At 74.3% G+C, this 26237-nt stretch carries 21 protein-coding genes; 13 read left to right on the forward strand and 8 right to left on the reverse strand.

Features of this window, described 5'->3' with window-relative positions; translation table 11 throughout:
• Positions 1 to 67: 67 nt before the first annotated feature.
• Both NXY84_RS10075 and pyk read left to right on the forward strand, forming a co-directional pair.
• Positions 68 to 1540 carry a glutamate synthase subunit beta gene (locus tag NXY84_RS10075; RefSeq protein ID WP_258726937.1) on the forward strand — a complete coding sequence of 491 codons (1473 nt, stop codon included), beginning with the start codon at positions 68 to 70 and terminating at the stop codon, positions 1538 to 1540.
• A 92-nt stretch (positions 1541 to 1632) separates the two neighbouring features.
• Positions 1633 to 3069: a pyruvate kinase gene (gene pyk, locus NXY84_RS10080; RefSeq protein WP_258726938.1), complete on the forward strand. Its 1437-nt coding sequence runs from the start codon at positions 1633 to 1635 to the stop codon at positions 3067 to 3069.
• Positions 3070 to 3160: 91 nt separating this feature from the next.
• Here the strand turns inward: pyk and NXY84_RS10085 are convergent, their stop codons facing one another.
• The 3 genes from NXY84_RS10085 to NXY84_RS10095 all read right to left on the reverse strand — a co-directional run bounded on the left by NXY84_RS10085 (position 3161) and on the right by NXY84_RS10095 (position 6909).
• Positions 3161 to 4336 (reverse strand): bifunctional 2-methylcitrate synthase/citrate synthase, encoded by a 1176-nt coding sequence (locus NXY84_RS10085; RefSeq protein ID WP_258726939.1) that lies wholly within the window; start codon positions 4334 to 4336, stop codon positions 3161 to 3163.
• 150 nt (positions 4337 to 4486) lie between these two features.
• Positions 4487 to 5380, reverse strand: a complete 894-nt coding sequence (gene prpB, locus NXY84_RS10090; protein WP_258726940.1) for a methylisocitrate lyase — start codon at positions 5378 to 5380, stop codon at positions 4487 to 4489.
• Complete coding sequence (locus NXY84_RS10095) at positions 5380 to 6909, reverse strand: MmgE/PrpD family protein (RefSeq protein WP_258726941.1); 1530 nt, start codon at positions 6907 to 6909, stop codon at positions 5380 to 5382. The genes prpB and NXY84_RS10095 overlap by 1 nt, the downstream gene beginning before the upstream one ends.
• Before the next feature lie 237 nt (positions 6910 to 7146).
• On the opposite strand from NXY84_RS10095, the gene NXY84_RS10100 reads away from it, so the two are divergent.
• The 7 genes from NXY84_RS10100 (at position 7147) to NXY84_RS10130 (ending at position 17028) form a co-directional block, all read left to right on the forward strand.
• Positions 7147 to 8394, forward strand: a complete 1248-nt coding sequence (locus NXY84_RS10100) for an acyltransferase family protein (protein WP_258726942.1) — start codon at positions 7147 to 7149, stop codon at positions 8392 to 8394.
• 179 nt (positions 8395 to 8573) lie between these two features.
• Positions 8574 to 10595, forward strand: coding sequence for a beta-galactosidase (locus NXY84_RS10105; RefSeq protein ID WP_258726943.1), 2022 nt, complete (start codon positions 8574 to 8576; stop codon positions 10593 to 10595).
• On the forward strand, positions 10592 to 11518 hold the full coding sequence (locus tag NXY84_RS10110; protein ID WP_258726944.1) for a carbohydrate ABC transporter permease: 927 nt from the start codon (positions 10592 to 10594) through the stop codon (positions 11516 to 11518). The genes NXY84_RS10105 and NXY84_RS10110 overlap by 4 nt, the downstream gene beginning before the upstream one ends.
• 68 nt (positions 11519 to 11586) lie before the next feature.
• Positions 11587 to 12411: a carbohydrate ABC transporter permease gene (locus NXY84_RS10115; RefSeq protein ID WP_396126395.1), complete on the forward strand. Its 825-nt coding sequence runs from the start codon at positions 11587 to 11589 to the stop codon at positions 12409 to 12411.
• Between the two features lie 83 nt (positions 12412 to 12494).
• Positions 12495 to 13832, forward strand: a complete 1338-nt coding sequence (locus NXY84_RS10120) for an ABC transporter substrate-binding protein (RefSeq protein ID WP_258726946.1) — start codon at positions 12495 to 12497, stop codon at positions 13830 to 13832.
• A 29-nt stretch (positions 13833 to 13861) separates the two neighbouring features.
• On the forward strand, positions 13862 to 16012 hold the full coding sequence (locus NXY84_RS10125) for an alpha-galactosidase (RefSeq protein ID WP_258726947.1): 2151 nt from the start codon (positions 13862 to 13864) through the stop codon (positions 16010 to 16012).
• On the forward strand, positions 16009 to 17028 hold the full coding sequence (locus tag NXY84_RS10130) for a LacI family DNA-binding transcriptional regulator (protein WP_258726948.1): 1020 nt from the start codon (positions 16009 to 16011) through the stop codon (positions 17026 to 17028). The genes NXY84_RS10125 and NXY84_RS10130 overlap by 4 nt, the downstream gene beginning before the upstream one ends.
• Positions 17029 to 17045: 17 nt before the next feature.
• On the opposite strand, the gene NXY84_RS10135 is transcribed toward NXY84_RS10130, so the two are convergent.
• The 3 genes from NXY84_RS10135 to NXY84_RS10145 form a co-directional block, all read right to left on the reverse strand.
• The gene (locus tag NXY84_RS10135; RefSeq protein ID WP_258726949.1) at positions 17046 to 17582 is read right to left on the reverse strand and encodes an AAA family ATPase; all 537 of its coding nucleotides are present in this window, start codon (positions 17580 to 17582) and stop codon (positions 17046 to 17048) included.
• A 111-nt stretch (positions 17583 to 17693) separates the two neighbouring features.
• The gene (locus NXY84_RS10140) at positions 17694 to 18374 is read right to left on the reverse strand and encodes a response regulator (RefSeq protein ID WP_258726950.1); all 681 of its coding nucleotides are present in this window, start codon (positions 18372 to 18374) and stop codon (positions 17694 to 17696) included.
• On the reverse strand, positions 18371 to 19615 hold the full coding sequence (locus NXY84_RS10145) for a sensor histidine kinase (RefSeq protein WP_258726951.1): 1245 nt from the start codon (positions 19613 to 19615) through the stop codon (positions 18371 to 18373). Before NXY84_RS10145 ends, NXY84_RS10140 begins: the two co-directional genes overlap by 4 nt.
• A 125-nt stretch (positions 19616 to 19740) precedes the next feature.
• Between NXY84_RS10145 and NXY84_RS10150 the strand changes: the two genes are divergently transcribed.
• From NXY84_RS10150 to NXY84_RS10160, 3 genes are all read left to right on the forward strand, one after another.
• On the forward strand, positions 19741 to 20529 hold the full coding sequence (locus tag NXY84_RS10150; RefSeq protein WP_258726952.1) for an ABC transporter ATP-binding protein: 789 nt from the start codon (positions 19741 to 19743) through the stop codon (positions 20527 to 20529).
• The gene (locus tag NXY84_RS10155) at positions 20514 to 22208 is read left to right on the forward strand and encodes a hypothetical protein (protein ID WP_258726953.1); all 1695 of its coding nucleotides are present in this window, start codon (positions 20514 to 20516) and stop codon (positions 22206 to 22208) included. The genes NXY84_RS10150 and NXY84_RS10155 overlap by 16 nt, the downstream gene beginning before the upstream one ends.
• Positions 22209 to 22295: 87 nt before the next feature.
• On the forward strand, positions 22296 to 23519 hold the full coding sequence (locus NXY84_RS10160) for an RtcB family protein (protein WP_258726954.1): 1224 nt from the start codon (positions 22296 to 22298) through the stop codon (positions 23517 to 23519).
• A 119-nt stretch (positions 23520 to 23638) separates the two neighbouring features.
• On the opposite strand, the gene NXY84_RS10165 is transcribed toward NXY84_RS10160, so the two are convergent.
• A complete protein-coding gene (locus tag NXY84_RS10165) occupies positions 23639 to 24526 on the reverse strand; it encodes a DUF1028 domain-containing protein (RefSeq protein WP_258726955.1) in 888 nt (295 codons plus the stop codon).
• Between the two features lie 253 nt (positions 24527 to 24779).
• Between NXY84_RS10165 and NXY84_RS10170 the strand changes: the two genes are divergently transcribed.
• On the forward strand, positions 24780 to 25685 hold the full coding sequence (locus NXY84_RS10170) for a ribonuclease Z (RefSeq protein ID WP_258726956.1): 906 nt from the start codon (positions 24780 to 24782) through the stop codon (positions 25683 to 25685).
• Positions 25686 to 25691: 6 nt separating this feature from the next.
• On the opposite strand, the gene NXY84_RS10175 is transcribed toward NXY84_RS10170, so the two are convergent.
• On the reverse strand, positions 25692 to 26093 hold the full coding sequence (locus NXY84_RS10175; RefSeq protein WP_258726957.1) for a TraR/DksA family transcriptional regulator: 402 nt from the start codon (positions 26091 to 26093) through the stop codon (positions 25692 to 25694).
• Positions 26094 to 26237 lie beyond the last annotated feature (144 nt).

The following is a 26237-nucleotide window of genomic DNA, read 5'->3' on the forward strand; positions in this document are numbered from 1 at the left end:
GGCCGCACCGCCCGAGCGCGGCGACGGAGCCGTGCGGGGTGGGGGACCCGACCAGTGGAGGTGCACCGTGGCTGACCCCCGCGGCTTCATGAAGACGCGGGAGCGCGAGCTCCCGACGAACCGGCCGGTGCCCGTCCGGATCCTCGACTGGGCGGAGGTGCACGAGCACCGCGCGGGCGACCCGGACGACCTCGCGATGCTGCACCGGCAGGCCGGGCGCTGCATGGACTGCGGGGTCCCGTTCTGCCACAACGGCTGCCCGCTCGGGAACCTGGTGCCGGACTGGAACGACCTGGTGTGGCGCGGGCGGTGGGAGGAGGCCGCGGAGCGCCTGCACGCGACGAACAACTTCCCCGACTTCACCGGCCGCCTGTGCCCGGCGCCGTGTGAGTCGAGCTGCGTGCTCGGCATCAACCAGCCGCCCGTGACGATCAAGAACGTCGAGGTCGCGATCGCCGACGAGGCGTTCGACCGGGGGTACGTGGTCCCTCAGGTCCCGCAGTGGCTCACGGGCAAGACCGTCGCGGTCGTCGGCTCCGGCCCCGCCGGGCTCGCCGCCGCGCAGCAGCTGACCCGGGCCGGGCACACCGTCGCGGTGTACGAGCGGGCCGACCGCGTCGGTGGGCTGCTCCGCTACGGGATCCCCGAGTTCAAGATGGAGAAGAAGCACGTCGACCGTCGCCTGGCGCAGATGGAGGCCGAGGGCACGCGGTTCCGCCCGGGCGTCGAGGTCGGTGTCGACGTCACGGGCACCGAGCTGCGCGAGAGCTACGACGCGGTCGTGCTCGCGGTCGGCTCGACGACACCGCGCGACCTGCCCGTGCCCGGGCGGGCGCTGGGCGGGGTCCTGCAGGCGATGGAGTACCTGCCGCCCGCCAACCGGGCCGCCGTCGGCGACGCCGTCGAGGGCCAGGTGCTCGCGACGGACAAGGACGTCATCGTGATCGGCGGCGGGGACACCGGCGCCGACTGCGTCGGGACCGCGATCCGCCAGGGTGCCCGCTCGGTGACCCAGCTCGAGATCATGCCGCGCCCCCCGCACGAGCGCCCCGAGGCGCAGCCGTGGCCGACGTACCCGATGCTGTACCGGGTGGCGAGCGCGCACGAGGAGGGCGGCGAGCGCGTCTACGCGGTCAGCACCCAGGAGCTCGTGGGCGACGACGCGGGCGACGTGCGCGCGATCCGGCTCGTCGACGTCGAGCTCGTCGACGGGCGGTTCGGGCCCGTCGAGGGCACCGAGCGCGAGGTCCCGGCGCAGCTCGTGCTCCTGGCGATGGGCTTCACCGGCCCGGAGCAGGGTCCGCTGCTCGACCAGCTCGGGGTCACGGTGACCCCGCGCGGCGTCGTCGGCCGGTCCGAGGACTTCGCCACGGACGTCCCCGGCGTCTTCGTGGCCGGCGACGCGGGCCGCGGCCAGTCGCTCATCGTGTGGGCGATCGCCGAGGGCCGCGCCGCGGCCGCCGCGGTCGACGCCTACCTCTCGGGGAGCACCGAGCTCCCCGCCCCGGTCACCGCCAGCACGGTGGCGCTCCGCCCCTGACCCCTCCCGGACCGTCGCTACCGCTGCTCCGTCCGGGGCTGCGGGACGTTCGGTCCACACCCTGTCCCGAAGGAAAGGCCTAGGCTTCACCCATGCGTAGAGCGAAGATCGTCTGCACCATCGGTCCCGCGACCGAGTCCCCCGAGCAGATCCAGGCGTTGGTCGACGCCGGCATGGACGTGGCTCGGCTGAACCGGAGCCACGGTGACACCGAGGTGCACCAGCGCGTGTACGACAACGTGCGTGCCGCCGCCCAGGCCTCCGGCCGGTCGGTCGCCGTGCTCGTCGACCTCCAGGGCCCCAAGATCCGCCTCGGCCGTTTCGCCGAGGGCAAGCACGAGCTCGCCGTCGGCGACACCTTCACCATCACGACCGAGGACGTCCCCGGCACCAAGGAGCTCGTCTCCACGACCCACAAGGGCCTGCCGAACGACGCGCGCGTCGGCGACCCGATCCTCATCGACGACGGCCGTGTGCTCGTCCGCATCACCGACGTCGACGGCCCCCGCGTCGTCACGCGCGTCGAGGTGGCCGGCCCGGTCTCCAACAACAAGGGCCTCAACCTCCCGGGCGTCGCCGTGTCGGTGCCCGCGATGAGCGACAAGGACGAGGCCGACCTGCGCTGGGCGCTGCGCACCGGCGCCGACATCATCGCGCTGTCGTTCGTCCGCAACGCCTCCGACTACGACGACGTCCGCCGCATCATGGAGGAGGAGGGCCGCGTCCTCCCCGTCATCGCCAAGATCGAGAAGCCGCAGGCCGTCGAGAACCTCGTCGAGATCATCGACGCGTTCGACGGGATCATGGTCGCCCGCGGCGACCTGGGCGTCGAGCTCCCGCTCGAGCAGGTCCCGCTCGTCCAGAAGCGTGCGGTCGAGCTGGCCCGTCGCGCCGCGAAGCCGGTCATCGTCGCGACGCAGGTGCTCGAGTCGATGATCTCGGCCCCGCGTCCGACGCGCGCCGAGGCCTCGGACTGCGCCAACGCGGTGCTCGACGGCGCCGACGCGGTCATGCTCTCGGGCGAGACCAGCGTGGGCGACTACCCGATCGAGGCCGTGCGCACGATGGCGCGGATCATCGAGAACACCGAGGAGCTCGGCCGGGAGCGCATCGCGCCCCTCGGCTCGACGCCCCACACGCGCGGTGGCGCCATCACGCGTGCCGCCGCGGAGATCGGCGAGACGCTCGGGGTCAAGTACCTCGTGACGTTCACGCAGTCGGGCGACTCGGCGCGGCGCATGTCGCGCCTGCGCTCGGGCATCCCGCTGCTCGCGTTCACGCCCGAGACGCACGTGCGCAACGTCCTGTCGCTGAGCTGGGGCGTGCAGACGTACGAGGTCTCGCAGGTCGAGAGCACCGACGCGATGGTCAAGCTCGTCGACGCGACGCTGCGCGCCAACGGGCTCGCCGAGCTCGGTGACTACGTGGTCGTCGTCGCGGGCGCGCCGGTCGGGGTCGTCGGCTCGACGAACTCGATCGTCGTGCACAAGATCGGCGACGAGGAGTCGACGTCGGGCCGCGTCGCCTGACGCGCACGCACGCACGCCGCGGGCCCCGGAGGATCACCTCCGGGGCCCGCGGTGCGTCCGGCGCCGGTCGGCCGGTCAGCGCGTCGGCCGGTCAGCGCGCGGGCACGTGCCGCAGCGCGGGGCCCGTGTAGTGGCTCAGCGGGCGGATGAGCGCGTTGTGCGCGAGCTGCTCGCGGACGTGCGCGGTCCAGCCGACGACGCGGCTCGCGGCGAACAGCGGCGTGAACGTCGGGGTGTCGAAGCCCATGAGGTGGAACGCCGGCCCGGTCGGGTAGTCGAGGTTCGGCAGGATCCCGGTGCGGGTCCGCATCTGCTCCGCGAGGGCGTCGTAGAGCGCGAGCAGGTCGGGCCGGTCCGCGTGCGCGACGAGGCGGTCGAGCGCCTGCTTCATCGTCGGCACGCGGGAGTCGCCGTGGCGGTACACCCGGTGGCCGAACCCCATGACCTTGTGGTGCGCGCCGAGCAGCTCGTCGAGCCACGGCCCGACCCGGTCCGCGGTCCCGATCTCGGCGAACGTCGCCATGACGGCCTCGTTCGCGCCGCCGTGCAGGGGGCCCTTGAGCGCGCCCACCGCGCCGGTGACGGCCGAGTGCAGGTCGGACAGGGTCGAGGCGATGACGCGGGCGGCGAACGTCGAGGCGTTGAACGAGTGCTCGGCGTACAGGACCATCGACGTCTCGAAGGCGTCGACGACGACGTCCTCGGGCACGTCGCCGAACGTCCGGGCGAGGAACGCGGCGGACCAGCCGAGGTCGTCGCGGGGGTCGAGCGGCTCCTCGCCCCGGCGGCGGCGCTGGTCGAGCGCGACGACGCCCGGGAGCTGGGCCAGCAGACGGACCGAGCGCCGCAGGTCGGCGTCGGGGGAGCGGTCGTCGGGCTCGGGGTCGTGCGCGCCGAGGACGCTCACCGCGGTGCGGACCACGTCCATCGGGTGGGCGCTCAGCGGGAGCGAGCGCACGGCGTCGACGAGGGCGCCGGGGAGCTCGCGGGCCGCCCGCTCCTGCGTCTCGAGCGCCGCGAGCTCCACGGCGTCCGGAAGCTCGCCGTGCCACAGCAGGTACGCGACCTCCTCGAACGAGCAGGACGCGGCGAGCTCCTGGACGGGGTAGCCGCGGTACAGCAGCGAGCTGCTCGCCTCGTCGACCGACGAGATCGCGGTCTCGTCGACCACGACGCCCGCGAGGCCACGGTGCAGCTCGGGCGGGGCGGGGTGGTCGGGCGCGGGCTGGTCGGGTGCCTGGTGGGCGGTGGTCGGGTCGCTCGTCATCCGGGTGCCTCCATCGTCGTTGACGGGGTCGGGGTCGTGCGTGGCGCCGGGGTGTCCGGCCTGCCGGGTGGTGCGGGAGTGGTGCAGGGAGCGGTGGTGCGGGTGGTGCGGTGACGCGCCGTGCGGGTGGTGCCGGTCGGCGGTGCGGTCCTAGAGCGTGAAGTCGTACACCCCCTCGTCGAAGCGTCCGTAGCCCGCGTAGTCGACGAGGTCGTAGAGCTCGGCGCGCGTCTGCATCGCGTGCACCACGCCGGCCTGGGTGCCGGTCGCGAGGATCTCGTCGAGCCCGCGCTCGGCGGCGCCCATCGCGAGGCGCAGGAGCGTCACCGGGTAGAGCGCGATGGCGTACCCGAGCTCCGCGAGCCGGTCCGTGGTCAGGAGCTCGCCCTTGCCGAACTCGGTCAGGTTGGCGAGCAGCGGGACGTCGACCGCGGCGCGGAACGCCGCGAGCTCGTCCTCCCCGAGCAGCGCCTCGGGGAACAGCGCGTCCGCCCCCGCTTCGACGAGCGCCTGCCCCCGCTCGATCGCGGCGTCGAGCCCGTGCACCGCGCGCACGTCGGTGCGGGCCATGATCAGGAAGTCGGGGTCGCGCCGGGCCTCGACGGCCGCGCGGATGCGCTGCACCGCCGTCGCCTCGTCGACCACCTGCTTGCCGTCGAGGTGGCCGCAGCGCTTCGGGTTGACCTGGTCCTCGATGTGGCAGCCGGCGACCCCTGCGTCCTCGAGCGCCTGCACGGTGCGCGCGACGTTCATCGGCTCGCCGAAGCCCGTGTCGGCGTCGACGAGCGTCGGCAGGTCGGTCACCCGCGCGATCTGGCCGGCGCGCTGGGCCACCTCGGTCGCGGTCGTCAGGCCGATGTCCGGCAGCCCGAGGTCGGCGGCGACGACGGCCCCCGAGACGTAGACGGCGTCGAAGCCCTTGGCCTCGATGAGCCGGGCCGAGAGCGGGTTGAACGCGCCGGGGACGCGCAGGACCTCCCCGCTCGCGAGCCGCTCGCGCAGCGCGACGCGCTTGTCGTGCGGCGACCGGGTCGAGTAGAGCATCAGAACAGCCCTCCGGGTGCGGGGACGGGGTCGAACAGGCCAGGTCGCGCCGTGAGGTGCACGGCGTCGAGCGCGCCGCCCGCGTCGAGCTCGGGCAGCGCGGTCGCCGCCGCGAGGAACCGGTCGAGCTCGGTCTCGCCGACGGCTTCCGTCGCGAGCGTGCGGAGCTTGGCGACGTACTGCGCGCGTCCGAACGGCCGGGCGCCGAGCGGGTGCGCGTCGGCGACGGCGATCTCCTCGACGAGCCGGGACCCGTCGACGAGCTCGACCTCGAGCCGCCCGCCGAACGCCTTCTCGGCCGGGTCGTCGGCGTGGTAGCGGCGGGTCCACCCCGGGTCCTCCTGCGTCGTGATCCGCTGCCAGAGCGCGACCGTGTCGGGGCGCGCCGCCCGCTCGGGGGCGTACGAGCGCTCGTGGTGCCACGTGCCGTCCTGCAGCGCGACCGCGAGGATGTACGGGATCGAGTGGTCGAGGGTCTCGCGGGTCGCGTGCGGGTCGTACTTCTGCGGGTCGTCCGCGCCCGTGCCGATCACGTGGTGCGTGTGGTGCGACGTGTGCAGGACGATCGCCCGCACGCGCTCGGGGTCCGCGAGCTCCGGGTGCTCGTGGTGCAGCCGCCGGGCCAGGTCGATGAGCGCCTGCGACTGGTACTCCGCCGAGTGCTCCTTGGTGTACGTCTCGAGGATCGCGCGCCGCGGCTCGCCCGGGCCGGGCAGGTCGACCTCGTAGCGCGCGTCGGGCCCGTCGAGCAGCCAGGCGATCACCCCGTCGGCCCCCTCGTAGATCGGGGTCGGGGACGTCTGGCCGCGCATCGCCCGGTCGACCGCCTCGATCGCGACCTTCCCCGCGAAGGCCGGGGCGTACGCCTTCCACGTCGAGATCTCGCCCTTGCGCGACTGCCGCGTCGCTGTGGTCGTGTGCAGCGCCTGGCCGATCGCGTGGAAGACGACGTCCGCGTCGAGGTGCAGCAGGGTGCCGAGGCCGGCCGCGACGGCCGGGCCGAGGTGCGCCACGTGGTCGATCTTGTGCCGGTGCAGGCTGATCGCCCGCACGAGCGAGACCTGGACCTCGTACGCCGTGACGACGGCGCGCACGAGGTCGGCGCCGCTCGCGCCGACGTGCTGCGCGACCGCGAGCAGCGGCGGGATCGTGTCGCCGGGGTGGGAGTAGTCGGCGGCGAGGTAGGTGTCGTGGAAGTCGAGCTCGCGGACCGCGACACCGTTCGCCCACGCGGCCCACTCCGGGCTCGTGCGGCGGGCCGACCCGACCCCGGTGACGAGCGAGCCCCGGCCCCCGCTCGAGGGTCCGTGCGCGAGCGCCTGGGCCCGCGCTGCGACGACGGGCGCCCGCACGAGCGACGCGGCGGCGACGGCGGCGTCGTCGAGGACGCGGTTGACCACCATGTCCGTCACGTCCGGGTCGACCGGCACGGGGTCGCAGGCGAGCTCGGCGAGGGCCCAGGCGAGCTGGTGCTCGCGGGGGAGGGGCGCGTCGCTCGGCTGGGGGCGCACCTCGTGGCGGACGCTCATGCGCGCACCCCCGCCGAGGTCCTTGTGGTGACCGTCGTCCGTCGGCCACCCCGGTGCGGGGCGCGCGCTCCGCCGGTGGCGGGGTGCGCCGGGCTCCGGCCTGTCGAGAGCTGCGGCGGTGTGGGCTGCGTCGTGCGCACGTGACCTCCTCGCGACCCGCCTCGTCGCGGGCCACGCCAGGCTATCGCCGGGTCGGCTCCGCGCGCGGGGGCGGCGGTGGTTGCTTATGGTCGAACGATGACCCGCGCACCCGCGACACCCCGCTCCGGCGCGCCCGGGGCCGGTCGTCGCCACGCGGGCGCCTCCCCGCACGAGGGGCGGTCGCCCGGCGCGGAGGCCGCACCGGCGCACGCACCGCGCCTGCGCGCGATGGACGCGCTGCGCCTGCTCGCGGCCCTGTCGGTCGTCCTCTTCCACTTCACGGCGCGCGAGCAGCACCGCTGGGGGATGGATCCCGACGAGGCGTTCCCGCGCCTGTCGGAGGTCACGCCCTACGGGTACACCGGCGTGCACCTGTTCTTCGTGATCAGCGGGTTCGTCATCCTGATGTCGGCGTGGGGGCGCTCCGTGCCGCAGTTCGTCGCGTCGCGCGTGAGCCGGCTGTACCCCGCGTTCTGGGCCGCGGTGCTGCTCACGGCGGTGCTGCGCTGGGCCTGGCCGACGTTCGAGACCCGGACGCCCGGCGAGGTGCTCGCGAACCTCACCATGCTCTCGGAGCCGTTCGGGGTGCCCGCGGTCGACGGGGTCTACTGGACGCTCTGGGTCGAGATCCAGTTCTACGCCGCCGTGCTCCTGCTGCTGCTCGTCGGGATCACGCGGCGCCGCGTGCTGCTGCTCGCGGGCGCCGGGCCGCTCGTCTGCACGGCGCTCACGCTCGCGGTGCCCGAGGCGCGCGGCGTCCTGACCGGGCTGCCGTGGGCGTCGATGTTCGGCGCCGGGATGGTGCTGTTCGTGATCTACCGCGAGGGCCACTCGCGCGGGACGTGGGCGCTCGTCGCGCTCAACACGCTGCAGGGTGTCGTCGTCGCGGTCGACCAGAAGGCGCCGGCGATCGACGCGCTCACGACGGGTGCGCCGGTGTGGCCCCCGCTGCTCGCGCTCGCGGTCGTCGGCGCGGTGGGGGCCGTCGCGGCCGTCGCGTTCGTGCCCGCGGTGCGCGACCTGGACCTGCCCGTGCTGACGACGGCCGGTGCGCTGACGTACCCGCTGTACCTCACGCACGAGTACTACGGCTGGGCGCTGATCCAGGCGCTGCACCCGGCGCTCGGGCGCGTCACGACGCTCCTCGTCGTGGTGAGCGTGTGCCTGGCCCTCGCCTGGGTGCTGCACCGGTGGGTCGAGCGGCCGCTGCAGCCGCCGCTGCGCCGCGCGGTCGCGCGCGCGCTGACGCGCCCCGGCCGGCGCGCCGCCGAGCCGGAGCGTGGTCCGGTGGCCGCGTCGCCCGTTCGGGCACCGGTGCTGGTCAGCGCGGGCGACCGGCGCTGAGGGGAGCCCCGGCGAGCTCCGTCCGGCTCGGCCCGGGTCCGGTCCTGTTGACAGTCGATCTTCGCGCTGCCTAGTGTGTGCACGTTCACACATTCTCGACGGCGAGACGACCTGGCTCTCTATGTGCACGTGCACACACCGACCGGACCGGCTCCCGCCGCACGACGGGCAGGGAGCACATGGACTCGCCGGACGCAGGTCTCCGCACGGAGGACGCGACGACGCGCACGATCGCGTACGGCTGCGACTACAACCCCGAGCAGTGGGACCGCGACGTCTGGCGCGAGGACGTCGCCCTCATGCGCGAGGCCGGGGTCGACCTGGTGGCGGTGAACATCTTCGGCTGGTCCCACGTCGAGCCCCGGCCCGGCGAGCACGACTGGTCCGGTCTCGACGAGGTCGTCGATTTGCTCCACGCGCACGGCATCCGGGTCAACCTCGGGACCGGCACGTCGTCGCCGCCGCCGTGGCTCACGACCCTGCACCCCGAGATCCTGCCCGTGATGGCGGACGGCACGACGCGGTTCCCGGGCGGGCGCCAGGCGTGGTGCCCGAGCTCGGCCGAGTTCCGCCGCCGGGCCCTGGCGCTCGTCGAGCAGGTCGCGAAGCGCTACGGCGAGCACCCCGCGGTCGCCCTGTGGCACGTCTCCAACGAGCTCGGCTGCCACAACGCGCTGTGCTACTGCGACGAGTCCGCCGCCGCGTTCCGGGTCTGGCTCGAGCGGCGCTACGGCACGGTCGACGCGCTGAACACCGCGTGGGGGACGAGCTTCTGGAGCCAGCGCTACACCGACTGGGCCGAGATCCTCCCGCCCCGCGCCACGATCTCGCTGGGGAACCCCGCGCAGGCCGTCGACTTCCACCGGTTCAGCTCCGACGCGCTGCTCGACCACTACCGCGCCGAGGCCGACGTGCTGCGCCGGCACTCGAGCGCGCCCGTCACCACCAACTTCATGGTCACCGCGCACATCCGGAACCTCGACTACTGGTCGTGGGCGCCCGAGATGGACGTCGTCGCGAACGACCACTACCTCGACCACCGGCTCGACGACCCCCGCTCGGAGCTGTCCTTCGCGGCGGACCTGACGCGCGGGCTCGCCGGGGGCGCGCCCTGGCTGCTCATGGAGCAGTCGACGAGCGCCGTGAACTGGCAGCCGGTCAACGTCGCCAAGGAGCCGGGGCAGATGACCCGCAACTCCCTGACCCACGTCGCCCGCGGCGCCGACGGCGTGTGCTTCTTCCAGTGGCGCGCCTCGGTGCAGGGCTCCGAGAAGTTCCACTCGGCGCTCGTCCCGCACGCCGGCACCGACACGGCCGTGTGGCGCGAGGTCGTCGAGCTCGGCGCGACGCTCGACCGGCTCGACGAGGTCGCCGGCACGCGCGTCGTCGCGGACGCCGCGCTCGTCTTCAGCTGGGAGTCGTGGTGGGCCGCCGACGGCGAGGCACGCCCGTCGCACGCCGTCCGCTACCTCGACCAGGTGCACACCGCGTACCGCGCGCTGCACGAGCTCGGCGTCACGGTCGACGTCGTCGGCCCCGACAGCGACCTGAGCGGCTACGGCCTCGTCGTCGTCCCCTCGCTCCACATGGTCACGGATGCGCAGGCGGCGCGGGTCGCCTCCTACGTCGAGGCCGGCGGGCACGCGCTCGTGACGTTCTGGTCCGGGATCGTCGACCAGGACGACCGCGTGCGGCTCGGTGGCTACCCGGGCGCGTTCCGCGAGCTGCTCGGCGTCGTCGCCGAGGAGGTCGCACCGCTGCTGCCCGGCGTGCGGGTCACGCTCGACACCGGCGCGCACGCGTCGCTGTGGACGGAGCGGCTGCGCACGACCGATGCCGCCACGGTCGCGTCCTACGCCGACGGGCCGCTCGCCGGGGTCCCCGCGGTCACCCGTGCGGAGCGCGGCGACGGCGTCGCGTGGTACGTCGCGACCGCGCTCGACCCGGCCGACCTGCGCGACGTGCTGCGCTCCGCGGTGCTGGGCGCCGGTGTCACGCCGACCGGGCCCGAGGGCGACGGCTCGGTCGAGGTCGTCCGCCGCGCGGGGGACGGCCGCAGCTACCTCTTCGTCGTCAACCACGCGCACCGCGACCTCGAGCACCCGGCCACGGGGCACGAGCTCGTCACCGACCGGCCGGTCGCCGGCCACGTCCACGTGCCCGCCGGAAGCGTGCGGGTCGTCCGGGAGGACACACCATGACGAGCACCCAGGTCGTCGCGCCCGCACTCGTGCGGGGCGCACCGCCGGCGCGCCGGCTCCCCGTGCCGCACAAGCGAGCGATCGCGTTCTTCGTGCTGCCGTTCGGCGTGCTGTTCGCGCTGTTCTACGCGCTGCCCGTCGGCTACGCGGTGTGGCAGTCGCTGCTGGTCGTCGAGCGCGAGGGCACGTTCGGGCCGGCCCGGCAGGTGTTCGGCGGTCTGGCGCAGTACGAGCAGGTGTTCCAGAACGGGCCGTTCTGGGCCTCGGTCGGGCGGGTGCTGCTGTTCGGCGTCGTCCAGGTCCCCGTGATGCTGCTGCTCGCGCTCGTGTTCGCGCTGCTGCTGGACTCGCCCCTGCTGCGCGGCAAGCGGTTCTTCCGGCTCGCGTTCTTCGTGCCCTACGCGGTGCCCGGGGTCGTCGCGGCGATCATGTGGGGCTTCCTGTACTCGCCGAACCTCTCGCCGTTCACGGCCGTCACCGGCTCGGTCGACCTCCTCTCCGCCGACCTCGTGCTGTGGGCCATGGCGAACGTCGTGACGTGGGTCTACGTCGGCTACAACATGCTGATCATCTACTCCTCGCTGCTCGCGATCCCGACCGAGGTGTACGAGGCTGCGCGGCTCGACGGCGCGGGCCAGCTCCGCATCGCGTGGTCGGTGAAGATCCCGCTCGTCCTGCCGGCGATCGTGCTGACGACCGTGTTCTCGATCATCGGGACGCTCCAGCTCCTCGCCGAGCCGCAGGTGTTCCGCTCGTTCAGCTCCGCGGTCACGAGCACCTTCACGCCGAACCTCACCGTCTACTCGACGTCGTCGGTGCCGAACTTCAACCTCGCCGCGGCCTTCTCCGTCGTCCTCGCGCTGGCGACGTTCGTGCTGTCGTTCGCGTTCCTCAAGCTGACCCAGAAGAAGGGCGTCCAGTGAGCGCCGCCGTCCGCACCGCCCCCGCCGCGACCGCCACCACGGGCACGCGCGGCGTCCGGGAGAACCCGCTGTCGCGCGTCGGCGCGATGCTCGTCATGGGCGTCTTCACGCTCTACTTCCTGGTCCCGATCTGGTGGCTGCTCGTCTCGGCGACGAAGGACCGCGGCCAGTTCACGAGCACGCACCCGCTGTGGTTCGCGGACATGAACCTGGTCGAGAACATCGGGGCGCTGCTGCGCTACGACGGCGGGATCTTCGTGCGCTGGGTCGGCAACTCGATCGCGTACACCGCGGGCGGCGCGCTGCTCGGCACCGTGCTCGCTGCGATGTGCGGGTACGCGCTCGCGAAGTACCGGTTCGCGGGTCGCGACGTGCTGTTCAACGTCGTGCTCGGCGGCGTGCTGGTGCCGGCGACCGCGCTCGCGCTGCCGCTGTTCCTGATCTTCAGCCAGGTCAACCTGACGAACACGTTCTGGGCGGTGTTCCTGCCGAGCCTCGTGAGCCCGTTCGGGGTGTACCTGACGCGGATCTACGCGGCGGCGAGCGTGCCCGACGAGCTGCTCGAGGCCGCGCGCCTCGACGGGTCGAGCGAGGTCCGCACGTTCTTCACGGTCTCCGTCCGGCTCATGTTCCCGGCGCTCGTGACGGTGTTCCTGTTCCAGTTCGTCGCGATCTGGAACAACTTCTTCCTCCCGCTCATCATGCTCCGCGACGAGGCCGTCTTCCCCGTGACGCTCGGCCTCTACTCCTGGAACACCCAGGTGAACCAGATCCCCGAGCTGCGCGGCTACGTGCTCGTCGGGGCCCTCCTGTCGATCGTCCCGCTGATCCTCGTCTTCCTGCTGCTGCAGCGCTTCTGGCGCAACGGTCTGGGCGCCGGCTCGGTCAAGTGACCGCCGGCACGAGCACGCGTCGACCGACCCCCTCCCGCTCGGCAGCCCCCTGCCGAGCCGTCCCCCCACAGAAAAGGACAACCATGCGTCTCACCTCGAAGGCTGCCAGCGTCGGCACCCTCACGGCGGTCGCCCTCCTCGTCGCCGGCTGCTCGTCGTCGGGCGACGACACCCCGGCCGGTGGCGACACCGCCGGTGCCTGCGAGCCGTCCGACGGCGCGGTCGAGCTCACGTTCACGACGTGGATCCCCGGGATCGAGGAGGTCGTCGACGTCTGGAACGAGGCGAACCCCGACATCCAGGTGACCGTGCAGACCGGCCCCAACGGCAACGGCGGCACGTACCAGAACTTCTTCAACCAGCTCAAGGCCGGCAACGCCCCCGACCTCGGGCAGATCGAGTACGACGCGCTGCCGAACTTCCGCGTCCAGGACGGGCTGACGGACCTCGGCGCGTGCGCCGACGTGATGGCCGCGCAGGACGACTTCGTCGACTGGACCTGGGACCAGGTCAGCTTCGGCGAGGACGGCCACGCCTACGCGATCCCGCAGGACGCCGGCCCGATGGCGCTCTTCTACCGCAAGGACCTGTTCGAGGCGAACGGCATCGCGGTCCCCACGACGTGGGCCGAGTACGCCGCGGCAGCGGAGCAGGTCAAGGCCGCGGGCGGGTACATCACCAACTTCTCGCAGAGCGACGTCAACCAGTTCGCGGGCCTCGTGTGGCAGGCCGGGGGGACCTGGTTCACGAACGACGGCGAGGCGTGGGGCGTCGACCTCGCGGGCGAGGAGTCGGCGGAGGTCGCCGAGTACTGGCAGGACCTCGTCGACCGCGACCTCGTCTCGAGCGTCCCGCCGTGGACGAGCGAGTGGGACAACGCCTACAACACCGGCGCCGCGTGGACCTGGGTCTCCGCGGTGTGGGGCGCCAACTCGATCGCGAGCGGCGCGCCCGACACCGCCGGGAAGTGGGCCGTCGCCCCGATGCCGCAGTGGGAGGCGGGCGACGAGGTCGCCGGCAACTGGGGCGGGTCGTCGACCGCGGTCTTCCGGGGCTCGGAGCACGTCTACGAGGCCACGAAGTTCGCGCTCTGGCTCAACACGTCCGACGAGGCGCTCACGCTGCTCAACGAGGGCGCGAACCTCTACCCCGCGACGAAGGCCGGCGCCGAGCTCCCCGCGCTCGCGGAGGGCGTCGAGTTCTACGGCGGCCAGGCCATCTATGACGTGTTCGCGGAGGCCTCGACGCAGGTCCCCGAGGGCTTCACGTGGGGCCCGACGATGACGCAGGTCTACGCCGACGTCTCGGACGGCTTCAAGGGCGCGGTCTCCGGCTCGGGGACGCTGCTCGAGTCGCTCGAGTCCGCGCAGGAGTCGACGGTCTCGACGCTCGAGTCGCAGTCGATCCCGGTCGCCGAGTGACGCGTGGTCCTGCACCCGCGTGCGGCGGGGTGACCGTGCACCTGCGGGCGGCGGGTACGAGCCTGCTGCTCGACACCCCGGTGCAGGACGGTGGACTGCCCGCCGTCCTGCACTGGGGGCGTGACCTGGGGCCGCTCGACGACGACGCGCTCGCGGCGCTCGCCGGGGCGCTCGTGCCGGCCGTCCCGCCGAGCGCGATCGACACCCCGCTGCGCGTGTCGGCCCTGCCGACGCGCGAGCAGGGGTGGACCGGGCGGCCCGGGGTCGAGGGGTTCTGGTCGGGCTCGGGGGAGCCGGCAGCGGGCCTCGCGCTCACCGGGGTCGAGCACGTGGGCGACCGCGCGGTCCGGCTGCACCTCACGGGCTCGGGCGGGCGGCTCGCGGTCGTGACGGACGTCGAGCTGTCCGAGCACGGCGTGCTCCGCGTGCGGCACGCGCTCGAGAACGGCGGGGCCGACACGTTCGTGGTGGGATCGCTCGACGCGACGCTGCCCGTGCCGGACCGCGCACGCGAGGTGCTCGACTTCACCGGCCTGTGGGCGCACGAGCGGCGTCCGCAGCGCACGACGCTCGGCCACGGCGCCTGGACGCGCGAGACGCGGCACGGCCGCCCCGGCCACGACGACCCGTACCTCGTCGTGGCGGGGACGCCCGGCTTCGGCTTCCGGTCCGGCGAGGTCTGGGCGACGCACGTCGCGTGGAGCGGCGACAAGCGGCAGTGGGCCGAGCGTCAGCCGCTCGGCGCGGCGGTGCTCGGCGGCGGCGAGCTGCTCGCGCCCGGCGAGGTGCGCCTCGCGCCGGGGGAGCGGTACACCGCGCCGTGGCTCGTCGCGGCCTGGTCCGACGCCGGGCTCGACGGGCTGTCCGACCGCCTCCACCCGTGGGTCCGGTCCTGGTCGACGATCCGGCGCGCCCGCCCCGTCGTGCTCAACACGTGGGAGGCCGTCTACTTCGACCACGACGCGGCGACGCTCGACCGGCTCGTCGACCTCGCCGCCGACGTCGGCGTCGAGCGGTTCGTGCTCGACGACGGCTGGTTCCGCGGCCGCACCGACGCCACGCGGGCGCTCGGCGACTGGACGGTCGACCCCGTCGCGTGGCCCGACGGCCTGCACCCGCTCGCCGCGCGCGTGCACGCGCGCGGCATGGAGCTCGGGCTGTGGGTCGAGCCGGAGATGGTCAGCCCCGACTCCGACCTCGCCCGCGCGCACCCGGAGTGGGTCGTCGGCGGGGACGCCCTGCCGACCTGGCGCGACCAGCGCACGCTCGACCTCGGTGACCCGGGCGCGTACGCGTGCGTGCGGGACGCGCTCGCGGCGCTGCTCGACGAGTACCCGGTCGCCTACCTCAAGTGGGACCACAACCGTGACCTGCTGCACGGCTCGGCGCACCGGCAGACGACGGCGCTGTACCGGCTCCTCGACGAGCTCCGCGCGCGGTTCCCCGGCGTCGAGATCGAGTCGTGCGCCTCGGGCGGGGCGCGCATCGACCTGGGGATCCTCGAGCGCGTCGACCGCGTGTGGACGTCCGACACCAACGACCCGCTCGAGCGCCAGCACATCCAGCGCTGGACCGGCGTGCTCGTGCCGCCCGAGTACCTCGGCGGGCACCTCGGAGCCCCGCGCGCCCACACCACCGGTCGCACCGCGAGCACCGGCTTCCGGTGCGCGACCGCGATGTTCGGCAGCGCCGGCATCGAGTGGGACCTCACGACGGCGTCGCCGGACGAGCTCGCGGTCGTGCGCGACTGGGTCGCCGAGCACGTGGCCCGGCGCGGGCTGCTGCACACCGGGCGCGTGGTCCGCGCGGACACCGCCGACCCCGGCGTCCTGGTGCACGGCGTCGTCGCGCACGACGGCGTGGAGGCGCTGTTCGCGGTCGTCGCGCTCGCGGCGGCCGAGGCCGCGCTGCCCGCCCCGGTGCGGCTCCCGGGCCTCGACCCGGACCGCACGTACCGCGTGCGGACGGTCGGTCCTGCGCCGCTGCAGGTCCAGGCCGCGCCGCCGCCGTGGTTCGCGCGCGGCGAGGTCACGCTCCCCGGGCGGCTGCTCACCGACGTCGGCCTCGCGGCGCCGCTGCTCGCACCCGAGAACGCCGTGCTGCTCGCGGTCGAGGCCGTCGCGCCGCACGGGGCGGCCGCGGCGGCGCGAGCGGGCGCCGCGGCTACATTCGGCGCATGACTCCTCCTCCGGGCCGGCGCCGCGCCACGATCCACGACGTCGCGGCCGAGGCGGGCGTCTCGCGCGGCACCGTGTCGCGCCTGCTCAACGGCACCTCGTACGTCTCGTCGGACGCGCGCGAGGCCATCGAGAAGGCCATCGCCAAGGTCGGCTACGTGCAGAACACCGCCGCGCGCAACCTCGTGACGCGGCGCTCGCGGGCCGTCGGCTTCGTGGTGCATGAGCCGCACGAGCTGTTCCTCGACGACCCGAACATCGGCGCGATCCTGCTCGGCGCCAACGAGGTCGTCTCCGAGGCGGACTTCCAGCTCGTCGTGCTCGTGCTCGACTCGGAGCGCGACAGCCAGCGCGTCGCGGACTACCTCCAGGGCGGGTTCGTCGACGGCGCCGTGCTCGTCTCGGCCCGCCAGCACGACACGATCGCGGGTGCCGTCGAGCGGCTCGGGCTGCCCGCCGTGTTCATCGGCCACCCGCCGGGCCACCCCGCGATCCCGTACGTCGGCATCGACAACCGCTCGGCGGCGCGCTCGGTCACGGAGGAGCTCCTGCGGACCGGGCGGCGGCGGGTCGCCATGGTCGCGAGCGCGCTCGACCGCGACTCGGGCTCGGACCGGCTCGCCGGGTTCCGCGACGCGCTGGGCGAGCGCTTCGACCCGCGCCTCGTCGTCGACCACCCCCTGTACTCCTACGCCAGCGGGCTCGAGGGCGCGCGCGAGCTGCTGCGTCGGGAGCCGGCGATCGACGGCATCTTCGCGGCCTCGGACGCGGTCGCCGCCGGGGTGCTCGAGGCGCTGCGCCAGGCCGGGCGGTCCGTCCCGGGTGACGTCGGCGTGGTCGGGTTCGACGACTCCGCATGGGCGGTGCGCTGCGTCCCGGCCCTGTCCACCGTGCGCCAGCCCGCGCGGCTGATGGGGCGCCGGGCCGCGGAGATCGTGCTCGGGCAGATCGAGGGTGCCGAGGTCGTGCCCGGTGGGGCGCTGCTCGACACCGAGGTGGTGTGGCGGGCGTCCGCCTGACCGCGTCCGGAGCCGCGTCAGCGGAGGGCAGGGCCGGCCAGGCGGAGCGACCCGTCGGCCACACGGCTGTCGATCACGTCGGCGACCGCGACCGGGTCCGCCGCAGCGTCCGTCAGGGGATGGCGGGCGGCGATGCCGGACGTCGCGAGCTCCCGGTGCATCCGTCGGGCGGCTCCTGGGTCCGTGAAGCCGTGCCCGGTGCGGGCCGCGACCCGCGCGACGCACGTCTCCACCGGCGGCAGCAGGACCGCGTAGTGCAGGTCCGGCACGACCTCGGCGAAGAGGTCGAGGAACCACGGCCCGACGACACCGTCGTAGACGACGTGCAGCCCGCCGGCGACCAGGTGCGTCGTGGCCGCTGCGGCGGCCTCGAGCACGACCCGGTTCTGCGTGTGCGCCTCGGGCCGCCACGGCGCGATCGCACCCCGGCGGAGGAACGCGAAGAAGGTGTCGCCGACGACGAGCGCCGAGGGGTCGCGGCGCTCGGCGAGGAGGGCGGCCACGGTCGACTTGCCCGCACCCGGCGGACCGGTCACGACGAGGAGCTCGGGCACGCACCGATACTGCCCGTCCGGGTGCGCGGCGGTCGCGCTCATTCTCGTGTCGGCGTCCAGACGCGCGGGCACGTCGGGGACCGGGCGACCCGGCTCCCGTGCGCCTGCGCGTCAGCGCGTGCGCGAGTCGTGCGCGCGGATCGCGAGCTGGACGCGGTTCTCGAGCCCGAGCTTCGCGAGCGCGCTCGACAGGTGGACCTTCACGCTACCGACCGACAGGAACAGCCGCTCGGCGATCTCCGCGTTCCCGAGCCCCTCGGCGACCGCCATCGCCACCGCGTGCTCGCGCTCGGTCAGCCCCTCGGTGCGCAGGTCGGGCGCAGGGGTCGCCGGTGCGGGCGACTGCGCGGTGACGTGCTCGATGAGCTGGTGGAGCACGCTCGGGGAGACGGTGGGCTGACCGTCCGCTGCCGTGCGGACCGCCTCCACGATCGCGTCCGGGGCGGTGTGCTTGAGCAGGAAGCCCACGGCGCCGGCGCGCAGCGCGTCGAGGACGACCGCATCCGTGCGGAACGTCGTGAGCACGATGACCGCAGGGATGCCCCGGTCGGGCGCGCTGCGCAGCGCGCGCAACGCCGTGACGCCGTCTACGCGCGGCATCCGGACGTCGAGGAGGACGACGTCGGGACGGTGCTCGGCGACCGCGGCGCCGAGCTCGTCCCCGTCCGCGGCCTCCCCGACGACCGTCAGGTCACCCGCACCGGCCAGCATCAGCCGCAGGCCGGCGCGCACGAGCGGGTCGTCGTCGACGAGCAGGACGCGGACCGTCTCGGGACGTGCGCGCGCCGTCACGGCCCGCCCGCCGGGAGCTCGACGACCAGGCAGAAGCGCCCGTCGTGGACGCCCGCGTCGAGGTGCCCGCCCTCGAGCCGCACCCGCTCGGCGAGGCCCACGAGGCCACGGCCGGTACCGGGGATCTCCGCGGAGGTGACCCCCACGGGGATCGGGTTGCTCACCTCGAGCCGCACCGTGCCGTCCGAGGACTCGACCGCGACGCTCACCTCGGCGCCCGGCGCGTGCTTGCGCGCGTTCGTCAGCCCCTCCTGCAGGCTGCGGTACACCGTGCGCTGCGTCGTGTCGCGGACCTCGCCCGCCGGGACGTCCACCCGCACCTCGACCGACTCGCCGGCCCCTGTGGCCTCCGCGACGAGCGCGTGGATGTCGTCGAGGCGCGGCTGCGGGCGCTGCGTCGCCGCGGACGGCGTCCCGGTCTCCTCCTCACGGAGGACCAGGAGCAGGTCCCGCAGGTCCTCGATCGCTCGGTGGGCGCTGTCCCGGATCACGACGGCGGCGTCGTGGACCTCGGCGGCGGTCGGCGAGCGCTCCGGGGGCACCTCCGGTCGCGTGCGGTACTCGAGCGCCCCGGCGTGCACGGACAGCAGCGAGACCCGGTGCGCCAGCACGTCGTGCATCTCGCGGGCGATGCGCTCGCGCTCCTCCCGGCGTGTCTGGGTCAGACGTTCCTCGTACCGGTCGTGCTCGAGGACGGCCGCCGCGCGCAGGCCCTCGACGACCTGCGCGCGGGACCGGGCGAGCAGCCCCAGGCTCAGCACGAGCGCGTACAGGAGCGGGATCATGATCAGCCACACGAGCCACGGCATGCCCGGCAGCGGGAAGAACGCGTGGTACGGCAGCGCGGCAGCAACGGTCGCCGCCGTGATGGTCACCGACGAGGAGGGGCGCGCGAGGCGACCCACGCGGTGCACGACGACGAGCGCCGCGAAGGTGGCCGAGACGGCGAGCGCACCCGGCACCGCGCCGAGGATCGCGGCCGCGCGGGGGAACCGGCGGGTCCACCACAGGAGCAGGCACGAGACGACCCCGAGCACCCGGTCGACCGGCCAGAACCAGTCGGGCACGCCCGTGTACTCGGGCGCGCTCGTGAACCCGAGCTCGAACCAGACGAGGACGGCGATCCCGAACAGGGTGCAGTCGGACGCCCACTCGGCGCGTGTCCGGGGCACCGCGAACGGGGACAGCCGCAGGACCGCGCGGCCGGCGCGCTCGCGCGTCGTCGCCCGGGTCGCGGCCATGACGTCGATCGTACGGACGCCTGGCCTACGGGTCACCGGTCGCGGCACGAGGTATGGCCGGTCGGCAACGCGGGCTGGCCGATCGGCCGAGGCGGCGGACGGCGTGGCAAGGTCACGCTGGGGCCATGACGACGACGCACCCCGCACCACCGGACGTCTGGGCGCTCGAGCTGCGCGGCCTGCGCCGCGAGTTCGGCGACAAGATCGCGGTCGACGACGTCGACCTCCGGGTCCCGCCCGGCGCCTTCTACGGCCTCGTCGGGCCGAACGGCGCCGGCAAGACCACGGCGTTGTCGATGGCGGTCGGCCTCCTGCGGCCCACGGCCGGCACCGCGTACGTCCAGGGGATCGACGTGTGGGCCGACCCGGTCGGCGCCAAGCAGCGCCTGGGCGTCCTGCCCGACGGTCTCGCGCTGCCCGAGCGCCTCACCGGCGGCGAGCTGCTCACCTACTGGGGCCGGTTCCGCTCCCTGCCCCGGGACGTGGTCGCGGCCCGCACCGCGGAGCTGCTGCGCGTCCTCGAGCTCGAGGAGGCCGAGGAGCTCGGCACGCTCGTCGGGGAGTACTCGACCGGGATGCGCAAGAAGATCGGCCTCGCGACCGCGCTGCTGCACGCCCCGCGGGTGCTCGTCCTCGACGAACCGTACGAGGCGGTCGACCCGGTCTCCGCGCGGGTCCTGACGCGCATCCTGCGCCGCTTCACGGAGGGGGGCGGCTCCGTCGTGATCTCGAGCCACGTCATGGCGATGGTCGAGCAGCTCTGCGACCGCGTCGCGATCGTGGTCCGCGGCGCCGTCGTGGCCGACGGCACGCTCGACGAGGTGCGCCGGGGGAGCAGCCTCGACGACCGCTTCGTGGAGCTCGCGGGCGGCGCCGACGCGGTCGAGGAGGAGCTGACGTGGATCGGGGGCTGATCTCGCTCAAGCTCACGCTGCTGCGCAACAGCTCCAGGACGCTGCGCCGGGTCGGGTGGGCCGCGGGTGCGCTGCTCGTCGTGGCGACCTGGGCCGGTGCCGCGCTCGCGGCCGACGACGGCGTACGGCACGAGGTCCTGGCGCTCGGGTTCGCGTGCTGGTGGCTCGGCGGCGCGATCGGTCCGGTGCTCATGAGCGGGGCCGGGAGCGTGCGGGCCGACTGGTTCGCCCTGCTCCCGATCACGCGCGCGACCCTGGGGCGGGGCCTGCTCGCCACGGTCTTCGTCAGCGTCGCGTCGGGCTTCGTCCTCCTCGCGCTCCTGGCGGCGGGAGTGCACGCGTTCGCCCTCGCGCCGACCGCCGTGGTCGTGGTGCTGATCGGCGCGCCCCTCGTGTGGGTCCTCGTCGTGGTCACCTCCCGCCTTGTGTACGGGCTGCTCGGGGCCGCGATGCGGACGCGGCTCGGCATCGAGATCGCGGGAGTCCAGTTCGGGCTGGTGTTCGCCGTCTGGTTCACGGGCTGGATCGTCGTCCAGGTCGTCGTGCAGAGCGTGCCGCGTCTGCTCCAGGACGGGCTGCCGGCCGGGCCGGTCACGAGCGTGCTCGACGCCCTGCCGAGCGCCTGGGTCCTCCACGCGGTCGACCGAGCGGCCAGCGGGGACTGGCGCGGCGCCGGCGGCGTGCTGCTCGCGCTCGCGGGCCTCGACCTCGTCGTCGTGGTCGCCGCGATCCCGCTGCTCACCCCCCGCAGCGCGGCGGTCTCCCGCCGCCGGGGCCGCCGGCGCTCGGCCCGCCTCGTCGCCGGCGCGGGCCTCCTGCCGGCGACCCCGACCGGGGCGGTCGCCGCGAAGGAGGTGCGGCAGTGGCGCCGGGACCCGTGGCGTGCGCTCGAGAGCAGCACGGCCGTGTGGACCGGCGTGGCCATCGGCGGCTTCGCGCTCGTGGGGGAGGACACGGCACCGGTCGCGGCCTTCGCGGGCCTGATCGTCGCGTTCATGCTCGGGCTCAGCGGGTGCAACGTGTACGGCCAGGACGGCTCGGCGGTCTGGCAGAACGTCGTCGGTGAGAGCTCCGGCTCAGTCCGCGCCGACGTACGCGGGCGGCAGTGGGCGATGCTCCTCGTGTTCGTGCCGCGCGCCCTGGTGGTCAGCGTGGTGTTCGTGCTGCTGGCCCGGAGCTGGTGGGTGATCCCGGTCCTCGTGGCGGCGATGCCCGCCGTCTTCGGTGCGGCCGTCGGGTCCGCGATCCTCGTCTCGGCGGTGGGCGTCTCGCCCGGTGTCGACCCGCGGCGCCGCGTCGGACCCAACGACGCGAACGGGAACATCTCGCTGCACGTCTGGGTCGTCCTGCTGCTCGTCGTCGTCGCCGTCGCGCCGACCGTCGCGGTGATCGTGTGGGCCGTCACCGCGGGCGGGCCGGGACCCCTCGCCGTGGCCGTCGCGACCGGCGTGGTGAACGGGGTGGCGGCGTCGTGGCTCCTCGGGCGGGTCGCGATCGGGTACCTGGAGCCCCGGATGGTCGACGTGTTCAGCCGGATCCGCTACGGCCAGGTCTTCCGGACGCCGGACGCGCGCGGGCCGCTGACCTGGGTCGAGCAGGCGACGCTCAAGGGCGAGCAGCAGATGCACGCCCAGAAGCAGAAGGCGCGCGAGGAGCGGCTCGCCCGCGCGCGCCGGTGAGCGGCCCGCGGGTCGACGTCCGACGATATTGACGTCGACCCGCGTGGGCGCCCGCCCCTACCGTCGGCCTCTCCCGAGGAGGTCATGATGTCCAGCCCGTTCCCGGTCGCCCTGGCCGGAGCCGCCGCACCCACCCTGATGTGGGCCCACGAGCACGAGGTCGAGCCGCAGGCTCTCCAGCAGCTGCGCAACATCGCGTCGCTGCCGTGGGTCGAGGGCCTGCGCGTGATGCCCGACGTGCACCTCGGCAAGGGGGCCACCGTCGGCAGCGTCATCGCGATGCGCGACGCGGTCAGCCCCAACGCCGTCGGCGTCGACATCGGCTGCGGGATGATCGGCGTCCGCACGAGCCTCACGGCGGCGGATCTGCCCGACGACCTGCACGCGATCCGCACGCGCATCGAGCAGGCCGTCCCGGTGGGCTTCCACGCGCACGACGAGCCCGTCGACCTGCGCCGGCTCCGCCCGGTCAACGGACCGGCGGGTCGTGAGCGGCTCAAGGGCGCGGACGCGTTCTGGGACCGCTTCGGCGGGCTGCACCGCACGGTCCAGCAGCTCGAGGCCCGGGCCCGCAAGCAGCTCGGGACCCTCGGCGGCGGCAACCACTTCATCGAGCTCTGCCTCGACGAGTCCGACCAGGTGTGGCTGCAGCTGCACAGCGGCTCGCGCAACATCGGCAAGGAGCTCGCAGAGCGGCACGTCGCGATCGCGAAGACGCTCGAGCACAACCAGCGCATCGTCGACCGCGAGCTCGCGGTGTTCCTCGCCGGGACCCCGGAGATGGACGCGTACCTGAACGACCTGTGGTGGGCGCAGGAGTACGCCGCGCGCTCGCGTGCGGTGATGATGGCGCTCGTCGTGCAGGCCGTGCGGGACTCGTTCCCGGACAGGGACATCACGTTCGACGAGGCGACCAACTGCCACCACAACTACGTCAAGAAGGAGATCATCGACGGCGCCGAGCTCATCGTGACCCGCAAGGGCGCGATCCGAGCCGGGTCCGGCGAGATGGGGCTGATCCCCGGGTCGATGGGGACGGGCTCGTACGTGGTGCGTGGTCTCGGCAACCCGGCGTCGTTCCAGTCGGCGTCGCACGGGGCCGGGCGGCGGATGTCGCGGACCGCGGCGAAGAAGCGGTTCACGGTCGAGGACCTCGCGGCCCAGACCGCGGGCGTCGAGTGCCGCAAGGACGCCGGGGTGGTCGACGAGATCCCGGGGGCCTACAAGGACCTCGAGTCCGTGATCGCGGCGCAGACCGACCTCGTCGAGGTCGTCGCCCGGTTGCGGACGATCGTCTGCGTCAAGGGCTGAGGCGGCACGCAGCATCGTGAGGGGGCCCGGCGCGCACAGGTGCGCCGGGCCCCCTCGAGCCGCGCCACCCGCACGCAACCGCAGACGGGCGCGCGGCTCGCCGGCAATGGCGGAGTCGATCAGCCGGCCACCTCGGGCGACGTCCTCACCAGCGAGATCAGCTGTTCGGTCGCGGCCTCCTCCAGAGCGCCGTTGCCCGCCGAGCGGCGGAGACGCCCGATCGCGGCGGGTTCCAGACGGACCAGCACCCGTGCCGGGGCGACGGCCTCGTCGACGCGGCCGGCGCGCAGCAACGCCAGCACCTGGGCTCCGAGACAGACGGGGTCCTCGGGCGCCATGCGGAGCGCCTCCCCGACGGCCACGAGGTCCGCGTAGGAGCCGTGCTCCCGGAGGGTGCGCGCGAGCACCGCGTGGGCTCGGTGCGCGCGGTGCAGCGAGCTGAGCCTCTCGATCGGCGCCCGGTCCTGGTCCACGCGCAGATCCTGGAGCTCGTCGCGTTCTGCGACCAGCAGCGCAGCCGACATCCGGCCCCGCACGTCACCGCCGAGCTCGTCCGAGCGGGTCAACGCGTCGAGCAGTGCGGGTGCCAGCGGTCCACGCGCCATGCTGTCCACGAACGCGGTGACGCTCGCCTCCGGCACGTGCTCGCGTTCCATCAGGTTCGCCACCGCGCACACCCCGACGCCGTGCACGGCTTCGACGTACGGCTCGAGATCGGCACCGGAGTGGCTCGCGGTGCGGCCTTGTGCGTCGACGACCGCGACCTGCGCATCAGGTGGGAGACCGGCGGCCTCCAGGCCGTCGATGAGCTCCTGCGCCGACACACCCTGCTCGAGGCGACGGCGGATCGTCGGCCGGAGGCTCTGCGGTGCCCCGCCCTGGACGACGGCTGCACCGGCGCCCGGCACGACGACCGGCACGCGGGCCCCTACTGCCAGGACGAAGCTCGCGGTCGCGACCCCGACCGCGCCCGTCCGGTCGTCCCGGGCCACGATCGAGAACGTCATCGAGCACCTCCCTGCAGTCGGGTCGTCATGCCAGAGGACGATGCCACGTGCCCGCAGACGGACCGCGTCGACGTGGTGTCCGGGCTGGGGATGGTCGTCTGTGTCCAGGGATGAGCCGGCACGCACCATCATGGGAGGCCCGGCGCGCGCAGGTGCGCCCCCTCACCCGTCCACTACCCGCGGTAGGCGCACCGAACCGCCGCCCTTCGACCCACCCGCGCCGGTCCGTCCGGCCCCACCGCCGGAGGCACCCGTGCGTGAGCTCGTCGTCCTCGGCACGTCGTCCAACGTGCCGACCCGGACCCGCAACCACAACGGCTACCTGCTGCGCTGGGACGGCGCGCCGCACGGGGACGGCATCCTGTTCGACCCGGGTGAGGGCACCCAGCGCCAACTCACGCACGCGGGCGTCCCGGCCACGGCGATCACCCGCATCTGCCTCACGCACGTGCACGGCGACCACTGCTACGGCCTGCCGGGCGTGCTCTCGCGCATGGTCCTCGACGGGGTGCAGCGTCCCGTCGAGCTGCACTACCCGGCGTCGGGCGAGGACGTGGTCCGAGCGCTCGTCGGGCTCGCGACGCCCGGGCTCGACCTGCGGCTGCGCCCGCACGGCGGGCCCGGCGAGGTGGCCGCGGGGCTCGAGGTCGTCGCGCTGCGGCACCGGATCGAGACGTACGGGTACCGGCTCGTCGAGCCCGACGGGCGCTCGCTCGTCCCGGAACGGCTCGCCGCCGCGGGGATCACCGGGCCGGACGTCGGCCGGCTGCAGCGCGAGGGCGAGCTGCGCAGCGTGCGCCTGGCGGACGTGAGCGTGCCGCGGCGCGGGCAGAGCGTCGCCGTCGTGATGGACACCGCGGAGTGCGCGGGCGCCGAGCAGCTGTCCGACGGCGTGGACCTGCTGCTCGTCGAGAGCACGTTCGGGGCGGACACCGCGGAGCTCGCCGAGACGTACCTGCACCTCACGGCGGCGCAGGCGGGTGCCCTCGCGGCGCGGTCCGGCGCGCGGACGACCGTGCTCACGCACTTCTCGTCGCGGTACGTGGACGTCGCGCCGCTGCTGGAGCAGGCCCGGGCGGCTGCTCCCGGGGCGCAGATCACGGCCGCCGACGACCTCGACCGCGTGCCGCTCCCGCCCCGGCGCCCGCACGACGCCTGACGGAGCTCAGGCCGCGCACCCTACGCACGTCCGGGCCACCGGGCGCGCCTCGAGCCGGGCCACCGGGACGCGCCGTCCGCAGACCTCGCACACGCCGTAGGTCCCCGCCTCGACGCGTCCGAGCGCGGCGTCGGTCTCGGCGAGCTGGTGACGCACGTGCCGGACGATCGTGTCGAGCTGCGAGCGCTCGAACGCGATCGTCGCGCCCTCGGGGTCGTGCTCGTCGTCCGCGTTGGAGTCCGCCGAGGCGGCGACGAGCTCGTCGAACGAGCCCGTGAGCTCGCCGAGCCGCCCGACGAGCCCGGCGCGCAGGACGGTGAGCACCGCGCGGGCGTCGAACGGCTCGGACGACGCGGGTGCGCCGGCCGCCGCGCCGTGCGCCCCGGTCCGTGCCGCGTCGTCGGTCATCGACCCATCGTCACACCCGCCACCCACTCGGCCCGGGTGGCGGTCCGCCGGGTGCTCCGCCCCGCCGCGCGGATCGACGGCGCGCGCGGCACGCTGGGACGAGACGGACGCACGCCACGCGGTCCCGACGACCGGGACCCGACG

Origin of the sequence: Cellulomonas sp. NS3, from assembly GCF_024757985.1 — a bacterium.
Taxonomy (GTDB): domain Bacteria; phylum Actinomycetota; class Actinomycetes; order Actinomycetales; family Cellulomonadaceae; genus Cellulomonas_A.

What these genes read in the sequence shown, in the direction of transcription:
- pyk (WP_258726938.1), top strand. Translation starts at nt 1,633, where the DNA reads ATGCGTAGAGCGAAGATCGTCTGCACCATCGGTCCCGCGACCGAGTCC.
- NXY84_RS10085 (WP_258726939.1), bottom strand. Translation starts at nt 4,336, where the DNA reads ATGACGAGCGACCCGACCACCGCCCACCAGGCACCCGACCAGCCCGCG.
- prpB (WP_258726940.1), bottom strand. Translation starts at nt 5,380, where the DNA reads ATGCTCTACTCGACCCGGTCGCCGCACGACAAGCGCGTCGCGCTGCGC.
- NXY84_RS10095 (WP_258726941.1), bottom strand. Translation starts at nt 6,909, where the DNA reads ATGAGCGTCCGCCACGAGGTGCGCCCCCAGCCGAGCGACGCGCCCCTC.
- NXY84_RS10100 (WP_258726942.1), top strand. Translation starts at nt 7,147, where the DNA reads ATGACCCGCGCACCCGCGACACCCCGCTCCGGCGCGCCCGGGGCCGGT.
- NXY84_RS10105 (WP_258726943.1), top strand. Translation starts at nt 8,574, where the DNA reads ATGGACTCGCCGGACGCAGGTCTCCGCACGGAGGACGCGACGACGCGC.
- NXY84_RS10110 (WP_258726944.1), top strand. Translation starts at nt 10,592, where the DNA reads ATGACGAGCACCCAGGTCGTCGCGCCCGCACTCGTGCGGGGCGCACCG.
- NXY84_RS10120 (WP_258726946.1), top strand. Translation starts at nt 12,495, where the DNA reads ATGCGTCTCACCTCGAAGGCTGCCAGCGTCGGCACCCTCACGGCGGTC.
- NXY84_RS10130 (WP_258726948.1), top strand. Translation starts at nt 16,009, where the DNA reads ATGACTCCTCCTCCGGGCCGGCGCCGCGCCACGATCCACGACGTCGCG.
- NXY84_RS10145 (WP_258726951.1), bottom strand. Translation starts at nt 19,615, where the DNA reads ATGGCCGCGACCCGGGCGACGACGCGCGAGCGCGCCGGCCGCGCGGTC.
- NXY84_RS10150 (WP_258726952.1), top strand. Translation starts at nt 19,741, where the DNA reads ATGACGACGACGCACCCCGCACCACCGGACGTCTGGGCGCTCGAGCTG.
- NXY84_RS10160 (WP_258726954.1), top strand. Translation starts at nt 22,296, where the DNA reads ATGTCCAGCCCGTTCCCGGTCGCCCTGGCCGGAGCCGCCGCACCCACC.
- NXY84_RS10165 (WP_258726955.1), bottom strand. Translation starts at nt 24,526, where the DNA reads ATGACGTTCTCGATCGTGGCCCGGGACGACCGGACGGGCGCGGTCGGG.
- NXY84_RS10175 (WP_258726957.1), bottom strand. Translation starts at nt 26,093, where the DNA reads ATGACCGACGACGCGGCACGGACCGGGGCGCACGGCGCGGCGGCCGGC.